This window comes from Natrinema limicola JCM 13563 (assembly GCF_000337475.1).
GTDB classification, from domain to species: domain Archaea; phylum Halobacteriota; class Halobacteria; order Halobacteriales; family Natrialbaceae; genus Natrinema; species Natrinema limicola.
This window is the reverse complement of the sequence record NZ_AOIT01000021.1, coordinates 147,322-170,569: the sequence shown is the minus strand read 5'-3', so window position 1 is coordinate 170,569 and position 23,248 is coordinate 147,322. Positions and strand designations below refer to the sequence as shown.

Below are 23,248 nucleotides of genomic sequence, written 5' to 3'. Positions count from 1 at the left end.
GTCACAGTGGGGGACGAATCGTCCCCCACCGGTCAGTTAATCGATGTTGAGATTCCGTGCACGGGTTCTGTCATTCGTAGCTACAGCGGTGGATCGCGACGCGAACCTATTTCACGCGTCGCCGATGACACTCGAGCAAATGGTTTCGGACCTCTTCGATCCGGCACAGTGGGAGCCAACGGCCCTGAACGACGAGTTCAGAGACATTACCTACCACCGCGCGGTCGACTCCGGGACAGTACGGATCGCGTTCGACCGGCCCGACGTTCGCAACGCTTTTCGACCCGGAACGGTCGACGAGCTCTACGACGCCTTGGATCACGCGAAACGCCAGACCGACGTCGGCTGTGTGTTGCTGACCGGGAACGGCCCCTCTTCGAAGGACGGCGGTTGGGCCTTCTGTTCGGGCGGCGACCAGACGATCCGCGGCGAAGACGGCTACCAGTACGACGGCGACGAGGAACGGGCCTCGGAGCAGGGGCGGCTGCACATCCTCGAGGTCCAGCGGCTGATCCGTCACATTCCGAAGGTCGTCGTCTGTGTCGTGCCGGGCTGGGCCGTCGGCGGCGGGCACTCGCTGCACGTCGTCTGTGATTTGACTCTCGCGAGCGAAGAGCACGCGAAGTTCCTCCAGACCGACCCCGACGTGGCCAGCTACGACGCCGGCTTCGGCTCGGCCTACCTCGCCAAGCAGATCGGCCAGAAGAAGGCTCGCGAGGTGTTCTTCCTCGGGAAGACCTACTCCGCCGCGGAAGCCGCAGAGATGGGGATGGTCAACGAGGTCGTTCCCCACGAGGAGTTAGAGGAGACCGCCCTCGAGTGGGGCCGCCGGATCAATTCGAAGAGCCCGACGGCGATGCGGATGCTCAAGTACGCCTTCAATATGACCGACGACGGGATGATCGGCCAGCAGGTCTTCGCCGGCGAGGCAACGCGGCTGGGCTACATGACCGACGAGGCAAAGGAAGGCCGCGACGCGTTCGTCGAGGGGCGCGAGCCGGAGTTCGACGAGTTCCCGTGGCACTACTGATACTACTGGACAGAAGTCAATACGAAGCCGGTCGGGGAATTCGCGGCCGTCCCCATAGGTGACGGCCGCATACGTGCGACCGACTTCACGTCGTTCTGTCCAGCAGTATGAGCCGGGACGTCAACGGCGACACGACTCGAGTCCACCACTGATGAACCGACGGACGTTCCTCCATCGGACGGCCCCGCTTCCGGCTGCAATTTCCCTCGCAGGCTGTGGGGCTCCGGAGGATGGTACCGACGATCGGAACGAAAGTGAAAGCGATAGTGGGGCCGGAAGCGGTGGGAACGTCACGGGCACCGCGCCGATCCCGATGCTCGAGGACCCGCCGGATGCCGTGTATCTCCCCGGGCACCGGAAATCGATGCGGATGCTCGAGCCAGTTGCCGCCGGTGACTACAGACTGGCACCGATGGTCACGTACCCGCATCCGTTCTGGCTCGTCACTGGAACCGAGCGCCAGCTCGTCGAACCGGAAGCCGGTCGCGGCGTCCACCTGATGCTCGTCGTCTGGGACGCCGTGACGGGACATGTGCTTCCGGTCGATATCAGTCCGCAGGCCACGCTCGAGGGCGACGGCGGTTGGCGGCGACACCTGTCGCTGTGGCCGATGCTTTCCCAGGAGATGGGGTTTCATTTCGGAGATAACATCACGCTGCCAGCCGACGGTAGCTACACCGTGCGTGTCGATTTACCGCCGATCACGACACGACGAACCGGCGCGTTTGCAGGGCGATTCGACGACGGTGCGAGCGCGACGTTCGAATTTACCTACGATCAGGCGTTCCGCGAAACGGTCGTCGACGGAATCGAGTTGCTTGAGCGGGAACGGTGGGGCGAACGCGGCGCGCTCGAGCCGATGACACACGGTGGTGACGGAGATCGTGGGAGACAGTCCGAGATCCCGTATTCCGCGCTCCCGCCTGCAGAGGACTATCCCGGCACCCTGTTACACGAGTCCGACATCAGGTCACAGGGGGGCCTGCCACGAAGCGGCGACGCGGCGTTCGTGGTCACGCTGCTTGAGTCCGACTCGAGCCTGGCCGACGGCGACGACCGGTATCTGTTCGTCTCGCCGCGGACGCCGTACAACCGGGTGCCGCTTTCGAACATGTCGTTGCAGGCCACTGTCGACCGCGACGGCTCGACGGTCGTCGACCTTGTCGGGACGCTCGACGGCGAGGTCGGCTTCCATTACGGGCACTCACTCACGGATATCCAGCCCGGCGATTCGGTGACGATCACGGTCGAGTCCCCGCCGCAACTGGCCCGCCATCAAGGGTACGAGATGGCGTTTGTCGAGATGGAGCCCCTCGAGTGTGTAGTCCCCACAAAGTGAGCATTTGGCCGAGCTGTCGGCTCGCAATGCCAACGTTGACACTCTTTCGAGTCGGATATGCGAGTAATGAGTTCGGCCGAGGTCGACATTTCACGGACGAAGGCGTGGCTGATGGCAGCCCGTCCCCAGACCTTGCCCGCGGCTGCGGCCCCAGTGATCGTGGGAACGGGGCTGGCAGTCGCCGACGGGGTATTTGCGCCGTTGCCGGCGCTGTTTGCGTTCGTGGGGGCGGCGCTGATTCAGATCGGGACGAATTTCGCGAACGACTACTACGACGCGATCAACGGTGCCGACACCGAGGACCGCGAGGGATTTACCCGGGTCACCCAGTCGGGACTGATTTCGCCCGCACAGGTCAAGCTCGCGACCATCGTGACCTTCGGGCTAGCGATCCTCTCGGGAACCTATCTCGTCTACGTCGGCGGGCTGCCGATCCTCGTTATCGGGCTCGTAAGCGTCGTCTGCGGATGGGCCTACACCGGTGGCCCCTATCCGCTCGGCTATCACGGATTGGGGGATCTCTTCGTGTTCGTCTTCTTCGGGCTCGTCGCCGTGACGGGGACCTACTACGTGCAGGCCGCTGCCGTCCTCGCCGAGCCGCTGACGACGACGCTCCCCGCAGGAACGATCACGACTGCTGCCGTCGTCGCGAGCCTGCCGATCGCCGCGATTTCGACAGCGATCATCGTCGTGAACAACATCCGTGACCTGGAAACTGACGCCGAGACCGGCAAGCGAACCCTGGCAGTGCGACTCGGCTACCGGTGGAGTCGCCTCGAGTACGTCGTCATGCTCGCACTGGCCTACGTCGTTCCCGTCTGGTTCTGGCTCGGGACCGACTACGGCCCTGGCGTGTTACTGGCGCTGGTCACGCTCCCCTACGCCGCGATGGTCGCCCGAACCGTCCTGACGCGCACCGACGGCAAGGCGCTCAATCCCGCACTCGAGCAGACGGGGAAACTGCTGGCGCTCTATGCTGTCTGTTTCGCCGGCGGGTTGGTGGTGCTATGACTGACGCCGACCTCTCGCTCGCGTATCGCCCGTTCTCGCTCGCGCTCGCGGAGCCACTCGAGACGGCCGACGGCGCGATCAGCGCCCGCGAGGGGTTTCTCGTGCGGCTCGTCGACGAAGATAGCGACGACCCGGCCGTCGGCTACGGCGAGGCGACGCCGCTGGCGGGCTGGACGGAGTCGCTCGAAGACTGCGAACGCGCCCTCGAGCGCGCCCAGGATGCGATCCGAACCGGTGGCCCGAGCAAGGCCCTCGAAGTCGTCGCTCAGCAGGTCGCTGCCCGCCACGCGATCTCGCTGGCACTTGCCGATCTGCAGGCGACCTGCGAGGCGACGCCGCTATATCGCTATCTGGGCCAGGGACCAATGGTCGGCCGGGTGCCGGTCAACGCGACGATCGGCGACGGCTCGCCGGCCGACACCGCACGTGACGCACGCACGGCCGTCGACCATGGGTTCGACACCTGCAAGCTAAAGGTTGGCCTCCGAAGCGTCGAAGAAGACATTGAACGCGTTCGCCGCGTGCGCGAGACCGTCGGTCCTGACGTCGAACTCCGGGTCGACGCCAATGAGGCCTGGACCTACGAACAGGCCCAGTCGGCGCTCGAGGGCTTTGCGGAACTTGACGTCTCGATCCTCGAGCAACCGCTGCCTGCAGGCGCACTCGAGGGGCATGCCGACCTGCGGGCTCAGAACACGGGCGTTTCGATCGCACTCGATGAGGGCCTCCTCGAGCACGGCGTCGACACGATCTGTGACGCCGACGCCGCGGATGTTATCGTCCTGAAACCGATGGCACTGGGTGGAATCGACGTGGCACGCAAGGTTGCGGCCTGGCTGGCCGAACTCGAGGTAACGCCGCTGGTCACGACGACGATCGACGGGGTCGTCGCGCGGACGGGTGCGGTCCACCTGGCGGCAGCGATCCCCGACGTCCCGGCCTGCGGGCTCGCGACTGGGAACCTCCTCGCGGAGGATCTGGGTCGTGATCCCGTCTTGCTCGAGAAGGGATCGGCAGTCGTTCCGCAAGCGAAAGGGCTCGGCGTCACCGACGTGTGGACCGAGTGATGACTGCTCCGATCGACTGGCCGACGCGCGATCCGGTCGCCCACCGCGTTGCGGCGACACCCCAGCGGACGGCACTGATCGACGTCGCAACGGAGACGAACTGGACGTTCCGCGAGTACGACCGCCGGATCGACCGCGTTGCGGCGGCGCTCGAGTCGGCGGGCCTCGCCGGCGAGCGACTCGGTGTCCTCATGGACACGCGCCCCGCGTTCGCGACGCTGTTTTTCGCCGCGATGCGAACCGGGACGACCGTGGTCGCGCTTAACGTCCGCGAAACGACAGGCGAACTCGCCGCGAAAGTCGCACGGACCGACCTCACCGCTATCGTCTGCGAGCGCGAGACCGAGACGGCTGCGCTTGCAGTCGCGTCCGAAGCCAACTCGGTCGACGTGTACTCGGTTGACGAGCCACAGCGCGATGGGACGCGGGCGCTCGAGAAAGCAGACACGAGCGCCACATCGATCGAACCGGTTGATCTCGAGCGCGACGACACACAACTCGTTATGTTCACCTCCGGCACCTCGGGCGAGCCGAAGGCCGTCCGGTTGACGGTCGGCAACCTCGTCGCGAGCGCGACCGCCTCCGCGTTCCGGCTTGGCGTCGACCCCGACGACCGGTGGCTGTGTTGTCTCCCGATGTATCACATGGGCGGGCTAGCACCCGTCGTCAGATCGGCGCTGTACGGCACGCCCGTCGTGATCCAGCGCGCGTTCGACCCGGCTGCGACCGCGCGCGTGCTCGAAGACTATGATATATCCGGCGTCTCGCTCGTTCCGACGATGTGCAAGCGGCTGCTCGACGCCAGCTGGGAACCGACTGACGCTCTTCGGTTCGTCTTGCTCGGTGGCGCGCCGGCCTCGAGCGAGTTGCTCGAGCGCTGCCGGGAGCGTAACGTGCCGGTCTGTCCGACCTACGGCATGACCGAGACGGCCTCTCAGATCGCGACGGCGCTGCCCGAGGAGGCCGCCACCCACGAGGGGACCGTCGGACAGCCGCTCATGTTCACAGACGTCACTGTCGTCGACGAGACCGGCGCGGCGGTCGAGGGGGGCAAACAGGGCGAACTCGTCGTTTCGGGGCCGACAGTGACGCCGGGCTATCTCGACGACGCACACACCGACGCGGCGTTCGGCGACCGGGGCTTGCACACCGGCGATGTCGGGTACCGTGACGCGGACGGGCGGCTCTGGATCCTCAACCGCCGCAGCGACCGCATCGTCACCGGCGGCGAGAACGTTGACCCCGGCGAAGTGGTCGCGACCCTCCGGGACCATCCTCGCGTCGAGGACGCCGCCGTCGTCGGGCTCACAGACGACGAATGGGGCGAGCGGGTTGCAGCACTCGTCGTTCCGGATACGGACTCGAGCGCAGCTGACAGTCCGATCGAGCCTCGAGCGCTCCTTGCCCACTGCGACGACCACCTTGCGGGATTCAAACAGCCGAAGACGATCGGGATCGTCGACGCGCTGCCCCGGACGGCATCGGGGACCGTCGATCGCGAGGCGGTTCGAGAGCAGCTGCTTGAAGACGGGATCGATATGAGGTGAGCGGCGCGTCGTTCCGTCCCCGGAACCGTCTTGAGCGCCGCGGCGATGGAGGGTTTTGTAGCTCAGCGTTCAGAATTATCTGTGCCGACGCGTCGTCAGTCGTCGGCTGCGCTCTGGGCCGCTGGCTGTTGACTGGGTTGCTGGGACTCCGAGTTGGCAGTCTCGTCGTCGCGGACGGAGTCGCGGGCAACGACGTAACTGCCATAGAGGACGAGCAACAGGAACAGCGAGAACGGGAGCGCCATCGTCACCGAGAGCGACTCGATGGCGCTGAACTCCTCGAGTCGGAGCGACATCATCCCGAAAACTGCCAGCAAGCCGCCCCACCACGCGCGGTTTCGCGGGTTCGGGTTCTCGTCGCCGAGCGTGATCGCCGAGATCATAAAGACCGCCGAGTCGAGTGAGGTGATGATGTAGCCGGCGATGATGAAGACGAACAACACCGCGAGCACCGTGCCAAACGGCGTAATCTGGAGCGCTTTCGCGATCGCTGCAGGATTACCTGCCGACGCCATCGCCTCGGCGACCGGTCCCTGATAGCCCGGTGCGAGCACCCAGCCACCGATGAGGCCGTGTTGGATCCAGGTAAAGACCGTCGGGACCACGACGAGCACGGCGAACATCTCCCGGATGGTCCGGCCCTTCGAGACGCGGGCGACGAAGCTCCCGACGAAGATGCTCCAGGCGGCCCACCAGGCCCACCAGAAGCCAGTCCAGTTGGCCGCCCAGTTGCCGTCGGCGTTCGGGGCCGTGTACAGCGTCAGGCGAAACATCTCGCTGAGCCAGACGCCTGTCGCGTCCAGACTCAACTCGAGCATGTAGAGACTTGGCCCGACGACCACGAGCACGGCCATCGCGACGCCGATGAGGATCACCGTCGCGCGGGCCGCGTTGCGAATGCCCTTTCGCAACCCGAGCCAGACGTCGCCGAGGAACACGATTCCGATGAGCGCGAACACGACGTAGGTCAGGAGCGTCGCGTCGAGCCCGAACACGCGGCCGAGGATCGCCGACATCGTCTGTGCGCTGAAGCCCAGGGTCGTCGAAATGCCGCCGATCGTCGCGATCAGTGCCGCCAGATCGACCAGCCAGTAGAGGCCAGGAATCCGGTCTTCGCCGACGACGCCGGCGAGCATCGAACTGATCTTGTAGTCACCGACGCCGTCGGTGTAGACCACGATCCCAAAGGCGATCGCGACGGGGAGATACCACATCGCCAGCCCCGGGAATACCTCGTGGATGAACATGAACGCCAGTGCCATCGACTCGAGGGACGCCCCCTGGACGGGAGCCGGCTCCGGCGGCGGATGCTGGACGATCGAGATCGGTTCGGCGACGCCCCAGATGAGCACTGAGGCACCGAACCCGACGGTAAACACCATCGCCAGCCACGAGAACAGGTCGAACTCCGGTTCGGCGTCGGGCCCGCCGATCCGGAGCCGTCCGTATTGCGAGGCCGTGAAGGCGAACACGGCCGCGAGCAAGACGAATCCAAGCAGGATGAACCACCAGCCGAAGTAGGTAAGGATCCACCCCTTCGCGCCGGTGAGCGCGCGACTCAGCAGCGACGGACGCGCCAATCCGACTCCGCCGAGCGCAAGCATCACGCTCATCGTCACGACGAAGAGCCCTCGTTCCGCCCACGAGGCTTCCTCGAGGCCGAAGAGTTTCGCACCGTTCATCGTTCGTACCGACCGAAAGCGTCGTTTCGGTCCCAGTCGTTCGACCGCGTGCCGTTGCTACTCACGGATCTGTGAGTCACCATCGGATGTGTCTCTGATCCCACCACTAGCTACTCAAGTGCTCTTTGTCTCGGGACCCGATATAGTACTGATACCACACCGCAATCGAGCAGTCGACACCCGGAACGCGATCGGCTAGTGACAGTTCGGACGACTCTCGGCCCTCGCGCTGGACTGCCAGACCGGTCGACCGAACCGGATTGCCGTCGGACTCGAAGTTAAGCCGGTGGCGTTCATAGCCGGAGGCGTGTGTACGCTCACGCTCGCTTGGCAGGTCTTTGATGACGCGCCGGTCACGGTCGCCGCCAACCGTGACGAAATGGTCGACCGGGAGTCGATTCCGCCTGCCGTCTACAACGACGAGCCGCTGGTCATCGCGCCACAGGACGCCGAAGCAGGCGGCACGTGGATCGGCTACAACGAGTTCGGCGTCTTCGTCGGTCTCACGAACAAGTGGACCGACGCCGAGTTGGCCGGCGAGCGCTCGCGTGGACTGCTCGTCGCGGACATCCTCGAGGCTCGCTCCGCCGCGGACGCGAAAGCGGTCGTCGACGCAGCGACCGACGCAGACGAGTACAGCGGCTTCTACCTCGTCGTCGCCGACGCGACGGACGCGTTCTGTTACCAGTGGGACGGCACGCGCTCGCTGACCGCGTTCGAGCCGGGCGTCCATGTCGTCGTCAACGTCGCCGTCGACGACGACGTCGACATTCCCGAGCACCGGACCGAGATCGGACACGAGCAGGCAGCCGACGCGCACGCGCTTCGCGAGGTGCTGACGGCTCACCCAGACGAGACGGCGATGGACTGGCTCGAGCGGGCAAGCGAGGTACTGGGCGACCACGAATACGGAGCCTGCGTTCACGAGAACGGATACGGCACCCAGTCGTCGTCACTGCTCGCGATCGGCCCCGAACTGGAATATCACGCCTTCGCGCCGGGGCCGCCCTGTCGAACGAGCTACGACGAGGTCGACCTCACGATCGGCGACGGACTCGAGGGGCAGGGCACCGCGATCGAATCGACAGTCGACGACGAAAGGCACATTTAAGCGGCTCGCCCTCGCTTGGATGTAGTATGGACGCACTCCTGCCTGTAGCGACGCGCACGGCGAGGTGGTCACCGTGAGCGTTTCCACGGCCGAAGCCGAACTCACCGAGGACGAGCGTGCCGGCCTCGAACTCGTCCGCGAGTCCGGCGGCATCCACCAGAGCGACTTCTGGAAGGAACTGGACGTTTCCTCGCGCAAGGGCAGCCGGATCGTCGAATCGCTCGTCGAAAAGGACCTGGTCGATCGCGAGGAAACCGTCTACGAGGGTCACAACACCTACTACATCTCGCCGACCGCACGAGACCTCGATTTCAGACTGCTGATGGCCGGCGACATGCTCTCGCCGTTTATCGGCGAGGAAGAGGTCGATCCCAACAGCGACGCCTTCTCGCAGTGGATCATGAACCTCGCATACGAGGAATAACCGGCGCGATCGCCGCTCGAGATCGAAACTCCGTTTTCGGCCCCGTCAAGTTGCTCTGACAGACCGTCCGGGGCGAACTACTCCGATTTTCTCGCACCCCGAACCTGCGCAACGTGGGTAAACGTCACTAACCCAAGCCCCCCGACGATGTTCCCCGCAGTAGCGACGACGACCGTCTCGAACAGCGCGCCATAGCCGATCGCAGCATCGAAGAGGAAGCCAAAGAAGACGTGGACCGCAGTGACAATGACGTGATCGAACGGCCCGAGCGCGAGCAGGAAGCCGACGATGTAGGCCAGCGTAATTCGGCTTCGGACGCTGTTGACTGCCTCGAGGAGGTACGACAAGAGGCTCACGAGTGCGCCCCCGACGATGGCACTCGCGAACATCCCCTTGATCGGTCGATGAACGATCCCTTCGGCGGTCTGCGCCAACGCGTGTGCCGATCCTGACGGAAGGACGCCGTCGACGGCGAAGACGAACGCGAAGAGGAATCCACCGATGAGATTGAAGACGAGGGTAACAGTCCACAGGCGGCCGAGCGATCGGAGCATCCACGAGCCGTCCTGATCGACCGCCTTGGCGGCCGGAGCAACGAAGTTCTCGTTGAAGAGCTCTGTTCGACCGACGACCAAGAAAACGACGCCGACGCCGAAGGCGAGCGCGCCAGCGATATGCGCGACGTCCCCGAACCGGGGTTGAACTAGCCCGTCGACGACCCCCAGTGCAGCGATGCCGAAAACGATCGTGAACCCCGCAATGAAGCTGGTCGCCGCGAGCTCGAGCGTCGACTGCGTGAGTCGCCGTTCGCCTTCGTCGACGGCGCGGTCGAATATGTCGGTGGGATTCGGAGCGACGGACACGCCCATCGTACTGATCGCTGATAAATAAGGAGCGGACTTGAATACGCCGTGATGGGGCCGGTCAACGACGACGAGCGACCGATGTCTCTCAGGCGAGCGCGCTTGCGGCCCGGATCAACCGTTCCTCGCCGAAGGCTGGCCCGACGAGTTGGAGACCGACAGGGAGGCCGTCGGTTTCGCCTGCCGGAACCGAAATCGCGGGGAGGTCCGCGAGGTTCACCGGCACGGTGTTCGCGTCGGCGAGATACAACTTGAGCGGGTCGTCGAGGCTCTCGCCGAGTTCGAACGGCGGTACCGGCATCGTCGGGCTCGCGAGCACGTCAGCTTCCGAAAGCGCCTCGTCGAAGTCCTGTTTGACCCATGCGCGGGCGTCCTGGGCCTTCTTGTAGTACTTGTCGTGGTAGCCCGCCGAGAGCGCGTAGGTGCCAAGCAGGATGCGGCGCTTGACCTCGTCACCGAAGCCTTCCTCGCGGGCTTTCGCGAACGTCTCGTTCCAGTTGCCGTCGTAGCCCCCCGAATGCCCGTAGCGGACGCCGTCGAACCGCGCGAGGTTCGACGAGGCTTCCGACATCGCGATCACGTAGTAGGCTTCGACGGCGTGTTCGACCGATGGGAGGCTGACTTCGTGATACGACGCACCCTTGTCCTCGAGTTCATCGATGGCATCCCAGAACGTCTCGACGACGCCCTCGTCAGCACCCTCGAGCAACTCGGTCGGAATCCCGATCTGTAGCCCGTCGACGTCGCCGGTCGCGGCGTCGGCGTAGTTCGCGTCGTCACCGGCGTCGTGCGTGGTCGCGTCGCGCTCGTCGCTGCCGGCGATCACGTCAAGCAACGCGGCGGCGTCCTCGACGGTTTCACCGAAGGGACCGATCTGCTCTAAGCTGTTGCCGTAGGCGACGAGACCGTATCGCGAGACCAGTCCATAGGTTGGCTTGATGCCAACGACGCCACAGAAGGCGGCTGGACAGCGGACCGAGCCACCAGTATCGGAGCCAAGCGCGAGGTCGGCCTCGCCGGCAGCGACGGCGGCCGCCGACCCGCCCGAGGAACCGCCGGGAACGTGACCCGGTGCGGCGGGGTTGTCCGTCTCGCCGAAGTAGGAGGTTTCGGTGGTCGTCCCCATCCCGAACTCGTCCATGTTGGCCTTGCCGACGATGGTCGCGCCGGCCTCTTTGAGCCGGGCGACGACCGTCGCGTCGTAGGGCGGGACGTACTCCTCGAGCATCTTCGAGCCACAGGTCGTTCGGACGCCCTCGGTGGAGATGTTGTCCTTGACCGCGACCGTTTTGCCGGCCAGCGGGCCGTCGTCGGCTCCCTCGATCCGTTCTTCGGTGATGAAAATATCCTCAGACATGATTACGAGACGTTCGGCCCTTTGAAGTAGCCGTCTTCCGTTTCCGGTGCGTTCCGGAGCGCCGCCTCGCTGTCGAGGGAGTCGTGTTCCTCGTCCGGTCGCATCACGTTCGCGAGATCGGCCTCGCGGTCGACCTCTGGCACCTCGTCTAACGTCTCGAAGTACTCGAGGATGTCCGCGAACTGTCCGGCGAACCGGTCGACCTCATCGTCGTCGAGGTCGACGCGGGCCAGATCCGCGACGTGGCGGACCTCCTCGGGACTGACGGCGTCGTCGCTCATACGTGTTCGCACCGGCTTCCGGAGAGTAAGGGTTTCGATACTGCTGTCGCGACGTTGTCTCCTTCGATTGTTCCTGCGGCCGCATCACTTATCTGAGGGTATCAACGTGTCGGAATACCTGTTCAACACGAGATTTTCCAGATCTAACACGTCACTAACTGTGAAAGTGATCGGCTAATGGGTTCATACTCAAGGGTGCTGTCCCGCGAGGAGGACTATGGACTGTGATAACTGCGACTCCGACGAGGTTGCATACACACTGACAACCTACGTCGAATCCGACGGCGAGGAGCGCATCGATCTCCACTTTTGCTCGACCGACTGTCTTCGCGTCTGGACGTGATGGCCCGCCGCGGTTCGACCCACGCCGGATGCAACCCTCACCCGCGGCGATAATATCCCAACCGATATCCCGATCCGCGGTGCAGGTGTCCTCGAATGGGGACGGACTCGAGGTCGACGGCGTCGGCGGCGCAACTCGAGGCTGCGCTACCACCGGCTGTCGACGCGATGTCGACCCGCAGAACGGTCAACGGCGTCGAGTTACACGTCATCACTGCTGGCGATCCAGCGGATCCGGTGGTCGTCTTGCTCCATGGTTTTCCCGAGTACTGGCACGGCTGGCGGGAGGTGATCGGCCCGCTCGTCGATGCCGGCTATCGCGTCCTCGTTCCGGACCAGCGGGGATACAACCGGAGCGAGAAACCCGACGGCGTGCCAGCATACCGAACGGACGAACTCACACGAGACATCGTCGACGTGATCGCAACTGAAGCGTGCGACACAGCCCACGTCGTCGGCCACGACTGGGGTGGCGTCGTCGCCTGGGAGCTTGCCTGTCGGTTCCCCGAGGTCGTCGATCGGCTCGCCATCGTCAACGCGCCCCATCCGACCGCCTACCGTCGACAATTGCTCTCGAATCCCGAGCAGCTCCGTCGGAGCTGGTATGCCGTCTGCGTTCAGCTTCCATGGCTTCCCGAACTCGCCTGTCGATACGACGACTATCGTCTTCTCGAGCGAGCACTTCGGGGAACGGCCGCGTCGGGAACGTTCACCGACGGTGAACTGGCCCGCTACCGGCAGGCCTGGGACCGAGACGGTGCGCTTACCGGGATGTTGAACTGGTATCGGGCGGCGCTGCGGGATCCGCCACGGCTTCCGACTGATCAGATCGACGCACCGACGCTCGTCGTCTGGGGCGAGGACGACGCGGCGCTCGTCCCCTCGCTGGCGGTCGATAGCGCGGGGTTCTGTGCAACGAGTCGCCTCGAGCTCCTGCCAGCGACGAGTCACTGGGTGCCCCACGAAGCGCCCGACCGACTCTGTGACCACCTCACTGAACACCTCGAAGGGAGATAGGTCTGTACCCGGCTCCGGTACCCATCTTTAACCGGTCGGAGCGGTGGCAACGCTTGATCATAGCAGCTCGTCACGGTTGAAAAGATTGCGAACATATTCGTAGCCACAGGACAGAGGAACACTGAACGCGCTCGTATGGCCCACGCGACACTCACGATCACGATGCCCGAGGAAGTCTGGATTCATGAGCTATCGACGGCCTACCCCGAGTCGACCTTTCGGGTGCTCGCGGCCGTTCCCGGGCCTGAATCCGGGTTTGCCCTCGTTCGGATCACTGGTCCGACGGTCTCGGCAGTGATCGAGGCGATGGCCGACCATCCACAGCTCACGGAACTTACGGTCGCCCAACAGGGTATTCACGAGGCGACGGTTCACTTCGAGGCGACGACGCCACTGCTGTTGGTGTCCTCGCGAGAGTCTGGTGTGCCGATCGAACTCCCGATCGAAATCGTCGATGGCGAGGCAACCGTCGAGGTCACCGGCTCCAGAGAGCGGCTGGCGGAACTCGCTGACCAACTCGAGCGATTTGGGTTCCAGTACCGGATCGACGACGTCCGTGAGCGACTCCAGGAACGGCAACTTCTCTCGGAGCGACAACTCGAAGTCGTGGTCGCTGCTATCGACGCGGGCTACTACGACACCCCACGGCGCTGTTCGCTGACCGAGCTCGCGGCCCACCTCGACATCGCCAAATCGACGTGTAGCGAGACGCTTCACCGAGCCGAAGAAGCGATTATCAAGCAGTTCGTTGCAGCGCTTCCGGGTGTTGCCGAGCATGTAGAGCTCGAGGATCGGCCGACGAGCGCATGAGATAGTCGCTGTATCGTCGGCCATTGCGTCGAGACACATCGATCCCATTGCGAGAGTTGTCGCCGGGGAAGAACGCTCAACGAGCCGCCACGTCGACCCGTGTTCCGGGCGAGTTGGTGCCGAACTGTCGTTTCTCGGGTGTCGAGTCGACGCGTTGAGAGCGACCCACGAACGTTGTAACGAAAACTATCAGCCGCGCTCGAGCGCGCTCGCTGGTCCACGTTGACAGCCGTTAACTTATATAGACGAACATAGTCGGCTCGATTCTCACGTGCTGAAAATCGGCTCTATACTTCATCCAAGTTGGGTTGTGAGCGAGGGATGAGGATCCACAAATGAACGATTTGAAGTGCATGCCGTCGAGTACTCTCGGCATGACACCAGTGCATGCCGTCGAGTACGGTCGGTGTGACACCAGTGTCATATTCAGAGGTGTTCTGATCTGATGAGTACGGATGACGAATCATTTCATCCACTTGGAAACGAGTGGGAAGGCGAACTCGAGTCGATGCTCGATGATACCGAGTACGATAGTCAACTCGGTATGGACATGGCCCGTGACGCGATGCGGGTCACCGAAGGCGAACTTTCCGAGGCCGAATTCCACGAGAAATATCACGACGACGTGATGGAGGAGTTCGGCGAGGACGAGCGCCCGACGAAAGAGGCCTACGAAAAGGCCCAGGAAGAGGCCAAGGGCACGTTCTCGCGGATGGTCGACAAGTTCGACGGTGACGGCGAGCAGACCCGTCGTGAAGCGATGAAGAAAATGGGTGTCGGCGCGGCAGCCGTCGGCGTCGGTGCGTGGGGCACCGTCGACGACGGTCCCGAGGCCAGCGTCGCCGAAGGTGGCCACGGTGGGGGCACCGAGACTCACGAGCACCCCGATACCCAGTGGGGCATGACGATCGACCTGGAACGCTGTGACGGCTGTCTGACCTGCATGACGGCCTGCCAGCAGGAGAACGACCTCGACCAGGGCGTCAACTGGATGTACGTCATGGCCTGGGAAGACCGCAATCACTCCTCTCCCGATGGTGGGCAAGGACTGGTCGACTCCGGTGCTTACACCGACTTCAACATGGGGAGCGATTTCAACATGCTCGTACGACCGTGCCAGCACTGCACGGACGCTCCCTGTGAGAAGGTCTGTCCGACGACGGCCCGTCACACCCGCGACAAGGACGGGATCGTGTTGACCGACTACGACGTCTGTATCGGCTGCCGATACTGTCAGGTTGCCTGCCCGTACGGTGTCAACTACTTCCAGTGGGAGGACCCCAGCGTCGAATACGAGGACATCGACGGCCTCGAGAACCCCGAGGACCCCGACGAGATCACGCATGCCGAGTACGAACACGGCGAGCGGTGGGTCGACAGTCGTGCCCCGCGTGGTGTCATGAGCAAGTGTACGTTCTGTCCATCCATGCAGGACGGCAAGCAGGGCGACGAGCAGGTCGGGACGACCGCCTGTGAATCGGCCTGTCCGCCGAACGCGATCCAGTTCGGGGACGTCAACGACGAAAAGAGCGACCCGTACCAGCACCGCGAGCACCCGGTCAAGAGCCGAGCTGTCGCCCACCTGAGCGGCGACCACATCAGCAGCAATCGATACATTCCCGATCCGGAGACGATCGACGAAACGCTCAGCGAGGGCGACGACCTCGAGTCCGCGATCGAGGCCCTTGATGCGGCCAACGAGAGCCGGACCTTCGACGAGGAGGTGCTGTCGATGATGAAAGCGATCGACATCGTCAGCGAGCGACTCGAGCCTGGCGACAACAAGAACACCACCCTGCTCCAGAACGAACGGACCATTCTCGAGTCCCTCGACGCAATCGAAGGGTACGTCGACCTCGAGAGCGAGGAGGCCCTCGAGACGCTGCGCCTCGCCGACGGCAGCGAGCAGGAGGCGCAGGCCCAGCTCCAGCAGTACGTGGGCAATCCGAGCTCGTTCAACCTGCTCGACCACATCGGGACGAACCCGAACGTCACGTACCTCGGCGATGAACCCGGGACGAACGCCTACCAGGTCGAAGGCCCGACCAAGTACGAAGACGCCGGGCTCCTCGACAGGCGGCAGGAAAAACTCGATGACGAGACCGTCGGTCACATTGACGGGGTGTCGCTATGAGCACGAAGGAGCCAACCGAAGCGGACATTCTTCGTCCGATCAACACGCTCACGAAGAAGTACTTCGTCCTGTACGGTATCGCGACTCTTGCCCTTCTGGTCTTCCTCGCGGGCTGGGCCTACCAGCTCCAGGAAGGGCTGGTCGTCACCGGGCTCGGTGACTGGGGCTCCGGTGGCGGTTCGACGTGGGGGCTGTACATCGGCGCGTTCATCTGGTGGGTCGGTGTCGCTCACGGCGGGATCATCCTCTCGGCGGCTGTCCGGCTGCTCGGGATGGATCGGTACATGCCGATCGCCCGACTCGCGGAGATGACGACCATCGGTGGCCTCTCGGCCGCCGGCTTCTACATTCTGGTCCACATGGGCCGGCCGGACCGGATGGTCACGAGCGTCATCGGTCACTACCACATTACGGTCAACAACTCGCCGCTGGTGTGGGACGTGACGGTCATTACGGCCTACTTCGTGCTGTCGGCGACCTATCTCGGGCTCACGCTCCGATACGACGTCAACCGACTGCGCGACCAGCTCCCTGACCGCTTCGAACCGATCTACAAGATCATGACGCTTGGCTACACCTGTCTCTTATACACATCTCTGANCTCAGAGATGTGTATAAGAGACAGCTCTTGCTCCACGGTGGCGTTATCCCGTGGCTGTTCGCACTGCTCCCGGCGATGCCCGCCTGGACTGGCGGCATTCAGGGCCCGATGTTCCTGAGCATCGCGCTGATGTCGGCGATCGGCGGTGTGACCATCATCTCGTATGCGTTCCGTCGCGCCTACGATTGGGACCACATCATCACTGACGACATCTTCCGTGGGCTGCTCCTGTGGCTCGGGTTCTTCACCCTGCTGTTCCTCTGGTTCCAGCTCCAGTTCGTTCTCAACGGTGTCTTCCTTGGACCGAACGCGAAGGCAGTCTCGGCGGAAGCGAAGCTCGCTCACCCGCTCTATCAGGCTGCGATGTTCCTGATCTTCAGTACGCTCGTGTACATCTTCCTGCAGGCGATCCGTCCATCGCTGTTCAGCAAGAAGCGAGCGCTCCTCGCCAGCGGGGTCATTCTCACGGGAACACTGACCGAGAAGGTCCTGTTCGTCGTCGAAGGATTCAAGCACCCGGTGTTCGACATCTACGCCAACACGCCCGGGACCTACTTCCCGAGCCTGATCGAGTGGGCGTCGCTCGCTGGGACGGCCGGACTGGTGGCACTTTTATTCCTCAACCTCTCGAAGCTCGTCCCAGTGGTCGAGCTCCACGCGGTCGAGCACATGCGTGGCGACCACGCACACAGTGACGAGGCGACCGAACCCGAGGTGGAAGCATGAGTCCAGCACTGACAACATTCGCATCGGAACTCCTGTATCACGGCTACGACGGCACCGGCGGCTTCACCGGCTTCCCCAACGAGGGGACCTGGGTCATCTTCGCGATCATCCTGGTCCCAGTCTACATCATGCTCGCAGCATGGTTCCTCGGGAAGCCCCGTGACACGTCGTCCGGGCTGCTCGGCGTTGGCTATCTCGTCGGCCTGACGACCTCGATGTGGGTCGGGATGTTCATCCTGACCGTCCTGATCGGCGTCGTCTTCTATGGCGGTCCGCCGGAGCCGATCAGCAGCGTCGGCCCACCGTAACCGACGTTCGTATCGAATTCCGAACACCGATTTCGTTTTTTGCGATCACAGTCAGAGTCCCAATCGAGACTGCTATAGTACTACCTGAAACGATTTCTACACTATTCGCACAGCTGTCGTGCGATCAGCATCTTTCGAGGCGGAGCCGCCGGCCTCACCACGCGAGGGCATCAGCCCGAGCGAAGGAGGGGGTCGGTTACTAGCTCCTAGTCTCCACTCCGTATACGGTTCTCCACGCTCGAACCATCACACGTATCCCGTTCCGGGCCCTTCGTACGGCTAGTACATCGACACTATGACCATCACAGCACACGAGCTCGAAATCAAACTCGAGCAGGTCGAGGATCCGGACATCGGCGAGGACATCGTCTCGCTTGGGCTGGTCAACGACGTCACGATCGACGACGAGACGGCTCGCATCTCGCTTGCGTTTAACGCGCCATACGCGCCCTCCGAGATGGAGATTGGCAACCAGATCCGCGACGTCATCGAAGACGCCGGTCTCGAGGCCGACCTGCGAGCACACGTCGACGAGGAACACGGCTTCGACGACGAGGTTCTCCCCCGCGTTCGCAACGTCATCGCCGTCTCCTCTGGCAAAGGTGGGGTCGGCAAGACGACGGTCGCGGCCAACCTCGCGGCCGGGCTCGAGAAACGCGGTGCGATGGTCGGGCTTCTTGACGCCGACATTCACGGGCCAAACGTTCCCCAGATCCTCCCGGCCGAGAGCGACCCTGGCGTCACGCCCAACGAGGAAATCGTGCCGCCACGCTCGGACGGCGTCCGCATCATCAGCATGGGCATGATGATGGAAAACGAGGACGACCCCGCGATCCTTCGCGGCCCGATGGTCAACAAGTTCATGATGAAGTTCTTAGAGGGCGTCGAGTGGGGCCGACTCGACTACCTGATCGTCGACCTGCCGCCGGGAACCGGCGACGCGACGCTGAACCTGCTGCAGTCGATGCCCGTCACCGGTGCCGTCGTCGTCACGACGCCCCAGGAGATGGCACTCGACGACACCCGCAAGGGAATCCAGATGTTCAACAAACACGACACCCCCGTCCTGGGCGTCGTCGAGAACATGAGTTCCTTCATCTGCCCGTCCTGTGGCGACCAGCACGGCCTGTTCGGCACCGGCGGGGCGGACACCATCGTCGACAAGTACGACGTGCCGTTGCTGGGCCGGATCCCGATCCATCCCGACTTCGGGGCCGACGGCAGCCAGGGCGCACTCGTCAAAAACGACGACAGCGAGATCCAGAGTCATCTCGAGGACCTGGTCGGCGAAGTCGCAGACCGCGTCGGCGAGGCCAACCGCCGGACGGTCTCGGAAAACGTCACGCACGAACCGGCGAACAAGCTGCCGACTGAGACGGAAGACTGATACGGTTTGCTGTAACTGTTTACCGGAGAGACCGCAGGACGGCTCGCAGTCCCTCCGGAAATGACTGACAGCAGACCGTATGAGACGGGACGTCTCCCAGTCAGTTTCGGCACACCCGGATGAGGTGTCGCAGGTGCGCCGGGACACCGTGATAGCAGCCCGTATGAGCGCATACGGCTCGTTCTGACCGGCAGTTCTCCCTTGCCGTTATAGGCTCGCCCGTCGAATCGACTCGATATGCGCGACGAATACGCCAACGCGATCGCCGACCTCGAGCCGACCGACGGCACTGTCGAAAGTACGGAACTGGTCGTCAGCGACGACGTGCTCGTGAAAGCGTTCGCGCTCGGGCCGGGCGCGGAACTCGAGGCACACGAACACGGTGACAGTACGAACGTCTTTCACGTACTCGAGGGGACGGTAACAGTCATCCAGGGCGACGAGCGCGAGGAAATCGGTGCGCCCGGGGTCGTCCACCACGACCGGGCGTCATCCACGGTGCGAGAAACGAAACTGACGAGACGGTCGTCTTTACCGCGAGTCTTTGCCCGATGCCGTCCTGAGACGGACTCCTATCAGTCAGTGCCGGTGGGACCGCAACCTGCACTGCGGTTGCACTGGTAAATCGGTCCACCAGCCGTACGAGACGAAGCGCGTCCTTACTCGGCGGCCGTCTCCCCGTCCTCGAGCAGCGATGCGACGTATTTCGTGACGTGATCGTCCATTCGGCGCTTGTAGCCGGCCTGACGGGCGAGGCGATCGAGCTCGCGGGCGACGAGGCTGCCGTACTGGACGGCCTTTTTATCCCTGTTGGCGACCTCGGCAGGCAGATAGCGGGCCGCCACGCGTCGGAAGCCACGTTTTCGTTCGTCCTCGTCGGCTAGCAACTCGTCCGGCAGGCGAAGCGCCGCCTCGACGACGGCGTCGTGCAGCAGCGGCGCGACCGGCTCGAGTCCCGTCGCTTCGATCGTCAGCACGTCGCGTGGCAGTTGCTCGGGGAGGCTTCTGATCCCTTCGCGGACGGCTCCGCGAGTCGTCTCGGCTGCGACTCGGTGGTCGAGTCGGACGACCTTCTCGTAGCCGCCGAACAGTTCGTCGGCACCCTGTCCGACTGCGAGCGTGTCAAACCCGTCGGCGGCGACGCGTTCGCCCACCAGATACAGCGGTAGAGCGATCTGGACGTCCATCGCGTTCGTCCGTCCAATCGCCCGTGCGACCTCGGGGACGGTCCGCTCGAGGTCTGCGGGCTCGAGGTCGACGACCGTGAGGTCGCGGCCCATCGCGCCGGCGGCCGTCCGCGCGGCTGCGACGTCGTGGCTGTCTGGGAAGCCGACGACGTACAGCGGCGCGTCGAGCAGTTCGGCGACCAGCGCCGAGTCGACCCCGCCGGAGAAGGCGACGGCAATGTCTCGATCGTCCTCTCGAACGGTCTCGCTGGCCGTCCGAACGGCGCGCTCGAGGGCATCGATAGCGGCCTCGTGGTTCGATTCGGGCGTCGGTTCGGGAAGACGCCAGTGTGATTCCGGCTTCGGCAGCGGCTCGCTGATGGGAGCGGTAGCGCCGGCTGGAAAAAGCGTCGGGTTCTCGAGTGCGCTTGGCTCGAATGCCCACGCCGGGTTTGCACTCGAGACGTCGGTGTCGACGTACAGGGGTACCCGTCCGAGCACGTCACGAACGAGCTGGCCGTCGAGTTCGCCGGCGAAGCCGGTCGTTCCCGGGAGTGACTCGGCGTCAGCGAGTGCGCCGCGAACGGTCGCTGGATCGGCACCGCGAATCGTTGGTTCGGTCATCGGAGGAGGTTCAAAACGCGGCCCAGTCGTCTCGTGACGCCGCCGGCGAACTGCTGGACGCTGATCCGCCAGGGCGTGCGCTTTCCTTCGACGGTCGTCCGCCCGTCTGCGATCGCTGCAAGGATCGCCTCGGCGGAGCGTTCGGTGGCGTCGACGCGGGTGACTGCTTGCCCGACCATCTCGCTGATGTGGGCGTCGCTGCCAGCGGTCATCGGCAGCCCTCGTGATCGGGCGTAGCGTTCTGCCTGTCGGTTCGCTCGGCCGGTAAACAGTCGCGAATTATAGACCTCGATCGCATCGCCAGTTGCGAGTTGCTCGCGGGAGATGCGGGCCATGACGCCGTGGCGGGCCTCCTGAAAGGGGTGGGGAATGACCGCCAGCCCGTCTTGGTCGTGAATCGCCTCGAGCGTCGACTCGAAGGACAAACCGGGTGGCACCGCTTCCTCGAGGCCCAGTCCCAACACGTGGCCCGCCTGGCTCGAGATCTCCATGCCTGGAATCCCGACGAGGCCGTAGTCGGGGGCGCGTTCGACGGCCTCGAGACTCGCGTCGATCTCGTCGTGATCGGTCACTGCGATCGCATCGAGACCGATCGCCTCGGCCTGCTCCAAGATGAGTTCGACCGGATCCCGGCCGTCGTAAGACAGCGCCGAGTGCGTGTGGAGTTCGACCGACAGCACGAACGTACGTTTAGGCGGCCTGACCAAAAGCGCCTCGATTAGCTGTGCGACTCGAGTCGCGATTACGGCCGCACGTCGAGACGGAAAACGAGTGAACTTGAGGCGGCTCGGAACGGCAACAGCGGAACGCGAGCGTTCGATCAGTCGAAGTCGAGGCCAGAGTGAGTATGCACGGATCGAACGCGACGTCGCGTTACTCCGCTGTTGCGTGGTGAATGTCGACCGTCACTTCGTTCTCGAGGTTATCGAGGATAGGCGAACTCGCGTGTGCCGCCTCCTGTATTTCTTCGAGTTCGGCTGTCGACGCGGGCGATTCAATGTGTGCGGTACACTCGATGTGATCGAAGCCAGGGCGGACATCGTCGGCGAGCCCGAGGAGGCCGCGCATGTCGGCACAGCCTTCGAACTCGAGGCGGATCTCGGAAATCTCGATATCTCGCTTTGCGCCGTGGGCGGCGTAGGTAATCGTCAGACAGGTTCCGAGCGAGGACAGCAACTGCTCGAGTGCGTTCGGCGCGTCACGATGGCCGAACAACGCGCCTTCCATGGTGAACTCGGGCGAGTCGACGAGCGTGTCCCCTTTCTCGATCTCACTGACGGTTGTTTCACACGTCGTGTCGCCCGTCCACTCCGTTTCTGCGAAAAACCGGAATGCCGCGTTTTCCGGATCGTCCTCGGCAGCGGCGGTGAGCTGTTCAAACTTCTCCATATCGATTCCGTTCTTCAGAGTCATGCAGATACTATCCAATACCAGGTAGCGCTGGCCCAGTTGTAAACCCGGCGGAAATAGACATTATTTCCGAATGAGATGAGATAACGATACCCGACGTGCAGCCAGTTCTGAGACGTACTGTTGAGAATATCGATCTCGAAAACAAACGTACTACGGCCAGTACTGTTCTTTTAAGAGGGTTTGATAACTAGTATCGACTGCGGCTTTACCTAGAAACGCAAAACAGTCGGTGTTAAGTAGATATGAATATTGCTAGTTCTTCCTAATCTGATACCATATATTGTGACTACTTCGAAAGGGTTATCGCAGTCCGCAGGCAACTGAGTATTGCACAATTCACTCATGACCAGTATAAACGGACTCGACATCGACGAACTCGAGTCGCTCATCGAAGGCGTCTCGGCAGAGCCCGAGCAAGCCTCGTTCACGTTCCGTGCCGAGACGGAGTGGACGGGTGGCTTCGCCAGCGAGACACGCATTAGCGACTTCGAACAGGACGGGACAACGATCGAGTCGCCGGAGTTCACCGTGACCGGCGACGAGCCAGCGGCGTTGCTCGGCGAACGGGCTGGCCCGAACGCGGTCGAACACCTCCTGGCAGCCATCGGCTCGTGTCTCAGCGTGACCTACGCGGGACACGCCGCTGCGAAGGGCATCGAGATCGACGATATGCACTTCGAGTTCGAGGGCGACATCGACCTGCGGGGCTTCCTCGGGTTGAGCGACGACGTTCGGGCAGGGTACGAAGAGATTCGTGCCACGACCCACATCGACGCCGACGCGTCGGACGAGGAACTCGAGGCGTTACACGAGGAAGTCCTCGAGACGTCACCGCTGTACGACAACGTGACGAATCAGGTGTCTCTCGAGTTCGATCTCGATTTCGAATAAGGACGTCACGACGTGCGTAGCCGTCGAGGATCGTCAGCTCCTGCTTCGTTTTCCTGTCGTCGATCGCTCGGCTGCGAGCCAACCGCTCGAGCGACCGAAATCAATATCCACGAACGT

General features: G+C 63.4%; 21 protein-coding genes and 2 pseudogenes. 16 read left to right on the top strand and 7 right to left on the bottom strand.

What is annotated here, in order from left to right:
* The first annotated feature begins 139 nt into the window (after window positions 1-139).
* The 5 genes from C476_RS04990 to C476_RS04970 all read left to right on the top strand — a co-directional run bounded on the left by C476_RS04990 (window position 140) and on the right by C476_RS04970 (window position 5,994).
* Window positions 140-1,030 (top strand): 1,4-dihydroxy-2-naphthoyl-CoA synthase, encoded by an 891-nt coding sequence (locus tag C476_RS04990; protein ID WP_008010470.1) that lies wholly within the window; start codon window positions 140-142, stop codon window positions 1,028-1,030.
* A 151-nt stretch (window positions 1,031-1,181) separates the two neighbouring features.
* The gene (locus C476_RS04985) at window positions 1,182-2,369 is read left to right on the top strand and encodes a DUF7350 domain-containing protein (protein WP_008010468.1); all 1,188 of its coding nucleotides are present in this window, start codon (window positions 1,182-1,184) and stop codon (window positions 2,367-2,369) included.
* 66 nt (window positions 2,370-2,435) lie between these two features.
* Complete coding sequence (locus C476_RS04980) at window positions 2,436-3,380, top strand: 1,4-dihydroxy-2-naphthoate polyprenyltransferase (RefSeq protein ID WP_008010466.1); 945 nt, start codon at window positions 2,436-2,438, stop codon at window positions 3,378-3,380.
* Window positions 3,377-4,447, top strand: coding sequence for a mandelate racemase/muconate lactonizing enzyme family protein (locus C476_RS04975; protein ID WP_008010463.1), 1,071 nt, complete (start codon window positions 3,377-3,379; stop codon window positions 4,445-4,447). The genes C476_RS04980 and C476_RS04975 overlap by 4 nt, the downstream gene beginning before the upstream one ends.
* Window positions 4,447-5,994 carry a class I adenylate-forming enzyme family protein gene (locus C476_RS04970; RefSeq protein WP_008010460.1) on the top strand — a complete coding sequence of 516 codons (1,548 nt, stop codon included), beginning with the start codon at window positions 4,447-4,449 and terminating at the stop codon, window positions 5,992-5,994. The genes C476_RS04975 and C476_RS04970 overlap by 1 nt, the downstream gene beginning before the upstream one ends.
* 95 nt (window positions 5,995-6,089) lie before the next feature.
* Here the strand turns inward: C476_RS04970 and C476_RS04965 are convergent, their stop codons facing one another.
* Window positions 6,090-7,676, bottom strand: coding sequence for a BCCT family transporter (locus C476_RS04965; protein ID WP_008010458.1), 1,587 nt, complete (start codon window positions 7,674-7,676; stop codon window positions 6,090-6,092).
* A gap of 307 nt (window positions 7,677-7,983) precedes the next feature.
* On the opposite strand from C476_RS04965, the gene C476_RS04960 reads away from it, so the two are divergent.
* On the top strand, window positions 7,984-8,787 hold the full coding sequence (locus C476_RS04960) for an NRDE family protein (RefSeq protein ID WP_008010455.1): 804 nt from the start codon (window positions 7,984-7,986) through the stop codon (window positions 8,785-8,787).
* 73 nt (window positions 8,788-8,860) lie between these two features.
* Window positions 8,861-9,211 (top strand): helix-turn-helix transcriptional regulator, encoded by a 351-nt coding sequence (locus C476_RS04955; protein ID WP_008010453.1) that lies wholly within the window; start codon window positions 8,861-8,863, stop codon window positions 9,209-9,211.
* Window positions 9,212-9,288: 77 nt separating this feature from the next.
* On the opposite strand, the gene C476_RS04950 is transcribed toward C476_RS04955, so the two are convergent.
* The 3 genes from C476_RS04950 to gatC form a co-directional block, all read right to left on the bottom strand.
* The gene (locus C476_RS04950) at window positions 9,289-10,074 is read right to left on the bottom strand and encodes a formate/nitrite transporter family protein (protein ID WP_049911597.1); all 786 of its coding nucleotides are present in this window, start codon (window positions 10,072-10,074) and stop codon (window positions 9,289-9,291) included.
* Between the two features lie 88 nt (window positions 10,075-10,162).
* Window positions 10,163-11,431 (bottom strand): Asp-tRNA(Asn)/Glu-tRNA(Gln) amidotransferase subunit GatA, encoded by a 1,269-nt coding sequence (gatA, locus tag C476_RS04945; RefSeq protein ID WP_008010450.1) that lies wholly within the window; start codon window positions 11,429-11,431, stop codon window positions 10,163-10,165.
* Window positions 11,432-11,433: 2 nt separating this feature from the next.
* The gene (gene gatC, locus C476_RS04940; protein WP_008010449.1) at window positions 11,434-11,712 is read right to left on the bottom strand and encodes an Asp-tRNA(Asn)/Glu-tRNA(Gln) amidotransferase subunit GatC; all 279 of its coding nucleotides are present in this window, start codon (window positions 11,710-11,712) and stop codon (window positions 11,434-11,436) included.
* 217 nt (window positions 11,713-11,929) lie between these two features.
* On the opposite strand from gatC, the gene C476_RS19635 reads away from it, so the two are divergent.
* From C476_RS19635 to C476_RS04905, 8 genes and pseudogenes are all read left to right on the top strand, one after another.
* Entirely contained in the window at window positions 11,930-12,055 is a 126-nt protein-coding gene (locus C476_RS19635) for a hypothetical protein (RefSeq protein WP_008010448.1), read from the top strand.
* A 95-nt stretch (window positions 12,056-12,150) separates the two neighbouring features.
* Window positions 12,151-13,071 (top strand): alpha/beta fold hydrolase, encoded by a 921-nt coding sequence (locus C476_RS04935; RefSeq protein WP_008010447.1) that lies wholly within the window; start codon window positions 12,151-12,153, stop codon window positions 13,069-13,071.
* A gap of 135 nt (window positions 13,072-13,206) precedes the next feature.
* A complete protein-coding gene (locus C476_RS04930) occupies window positions 13,207-13,881 on the top strand; it encodes a helix-turn-helix domain-containing protein (protein WP_008010446.1) in 675 nt (224 codons plus the stop codon).
* Window positions 13,882-14,326: 445 nt separating this feature from the next.
* On the top strand, window positions 14,327-16,015 hold the full coding sequence (locus tag C476_RS04925) for a 4Fe-4S ferredoxin N-terminal domain-containing protein (protein WP_008010445.1): 1,689 nt from the start codon (window positions 14,327-14,329) through the stop codon (window positions 16,013-16,015).
* Window positions 16,012-17,342 (top strand): annotated as a pseudogene (gene nrfD, locus C476_RS04920) (NrfD/PsrC family molybdoenzyme membrane anchor subunit). The gene C476_RS04925 and the pseudogene nrfD overlap by 4 nt, the downstream one beginning before the upstream one ends.
* Window positions 17,339-17,650, top strand: a complete 312-nt coding sequence (locus tag C476_RS04915; protein ID WP_008010444.1) for a hypothetical protein — start codon at window positions 17,339-17,341, stop codon at window positions 17,648-17,650. The pseudogene nrfD and the gene C476_RS04915 overlap by 4 nt, the downstream one beginning before the upstream one ends.
* A gap of 295 nt (window positions 17,651-17,945) precedes the next feature.
* Complete coding sequence (locus tag C476_RS04910) at window positions 17,946-19,037, top strand: Mrp/NBP35 family ATP-binding protein (protein ID WP_008010443.1); 1,092 nt, start codon at window positions 17,946-17,948, stop codon at window positions 19,035-19,037.
* A gap of 237 nt (window positions 19,038-19,274) precedes the next feature.
* Window positions 19,275-19,600 (top strand): annotated as a pseudogene (locus C476_RS04905) (cupin domain-containing protein).
* 96 nt (window positions 19,601-19,696) lie between these two features.
* Here C476_RS04905 and C476_RS04900 read toward each other — a convergent pair.
* From C476_RS04900 to C476_RS04890, 3 genes are all read right to left on the bottom strand, one after another.
* Window positions 19,697-20,827 carry an asparagine synthase C-terminal domain-containing protein gene (locus C476_RS04900; RefSeq protein WP_008010439.1) on the bottom strand — a complete coding sequence of 377 codons (1,131 nt, stop codon included), beginning with the start codon at window positions 20,825-20,827 and terminating at the stop codon, window positions 19,697-19,699.
* On the bottom strand, window positions 20,824-21,507 hold the full coding sequence (locus tag C476_RS04895) for a PHP domain-containing protein (protein WP_008010437.1): 684 nt from the start codon (window positions 21,505-21,507) through the stop codon (window positions 20,824-20,826). Before C476_RS04895 ends, C476_RS04900 begins: the two co-directional genes overlap by 4 nt.
* A gap of 193 nt (window positions 21,508-21,700) precedes the next feature.
* Window positions 21,701-22,216: an OsmC family protein gene (locus tag C476_RS04890; protein WP_049911595.1), complete on the bottom strand. Its 516-nt coding sequence runs from the start codon at window positions 22,214-22,216 to the stop codon at window positions 21,701-21,703.
* 366 nt (window positions 22,217-22,582) lie between these two features.
* Between C476_RS04890 and C476_RS04885 the strand changes: the two genes are divergently transcribed.
* Entirely contained in the window at window positions 22,583-23,131 is a 549-nt protein-coding gene (locus tag C476_RS04885) for an OsmC family protein (RefSeq protein WP_008010433.1), read from the top strand.
* The last annotated feature ends 117 nt before the right edge of the window (window positions 23,132-23,248 follow it).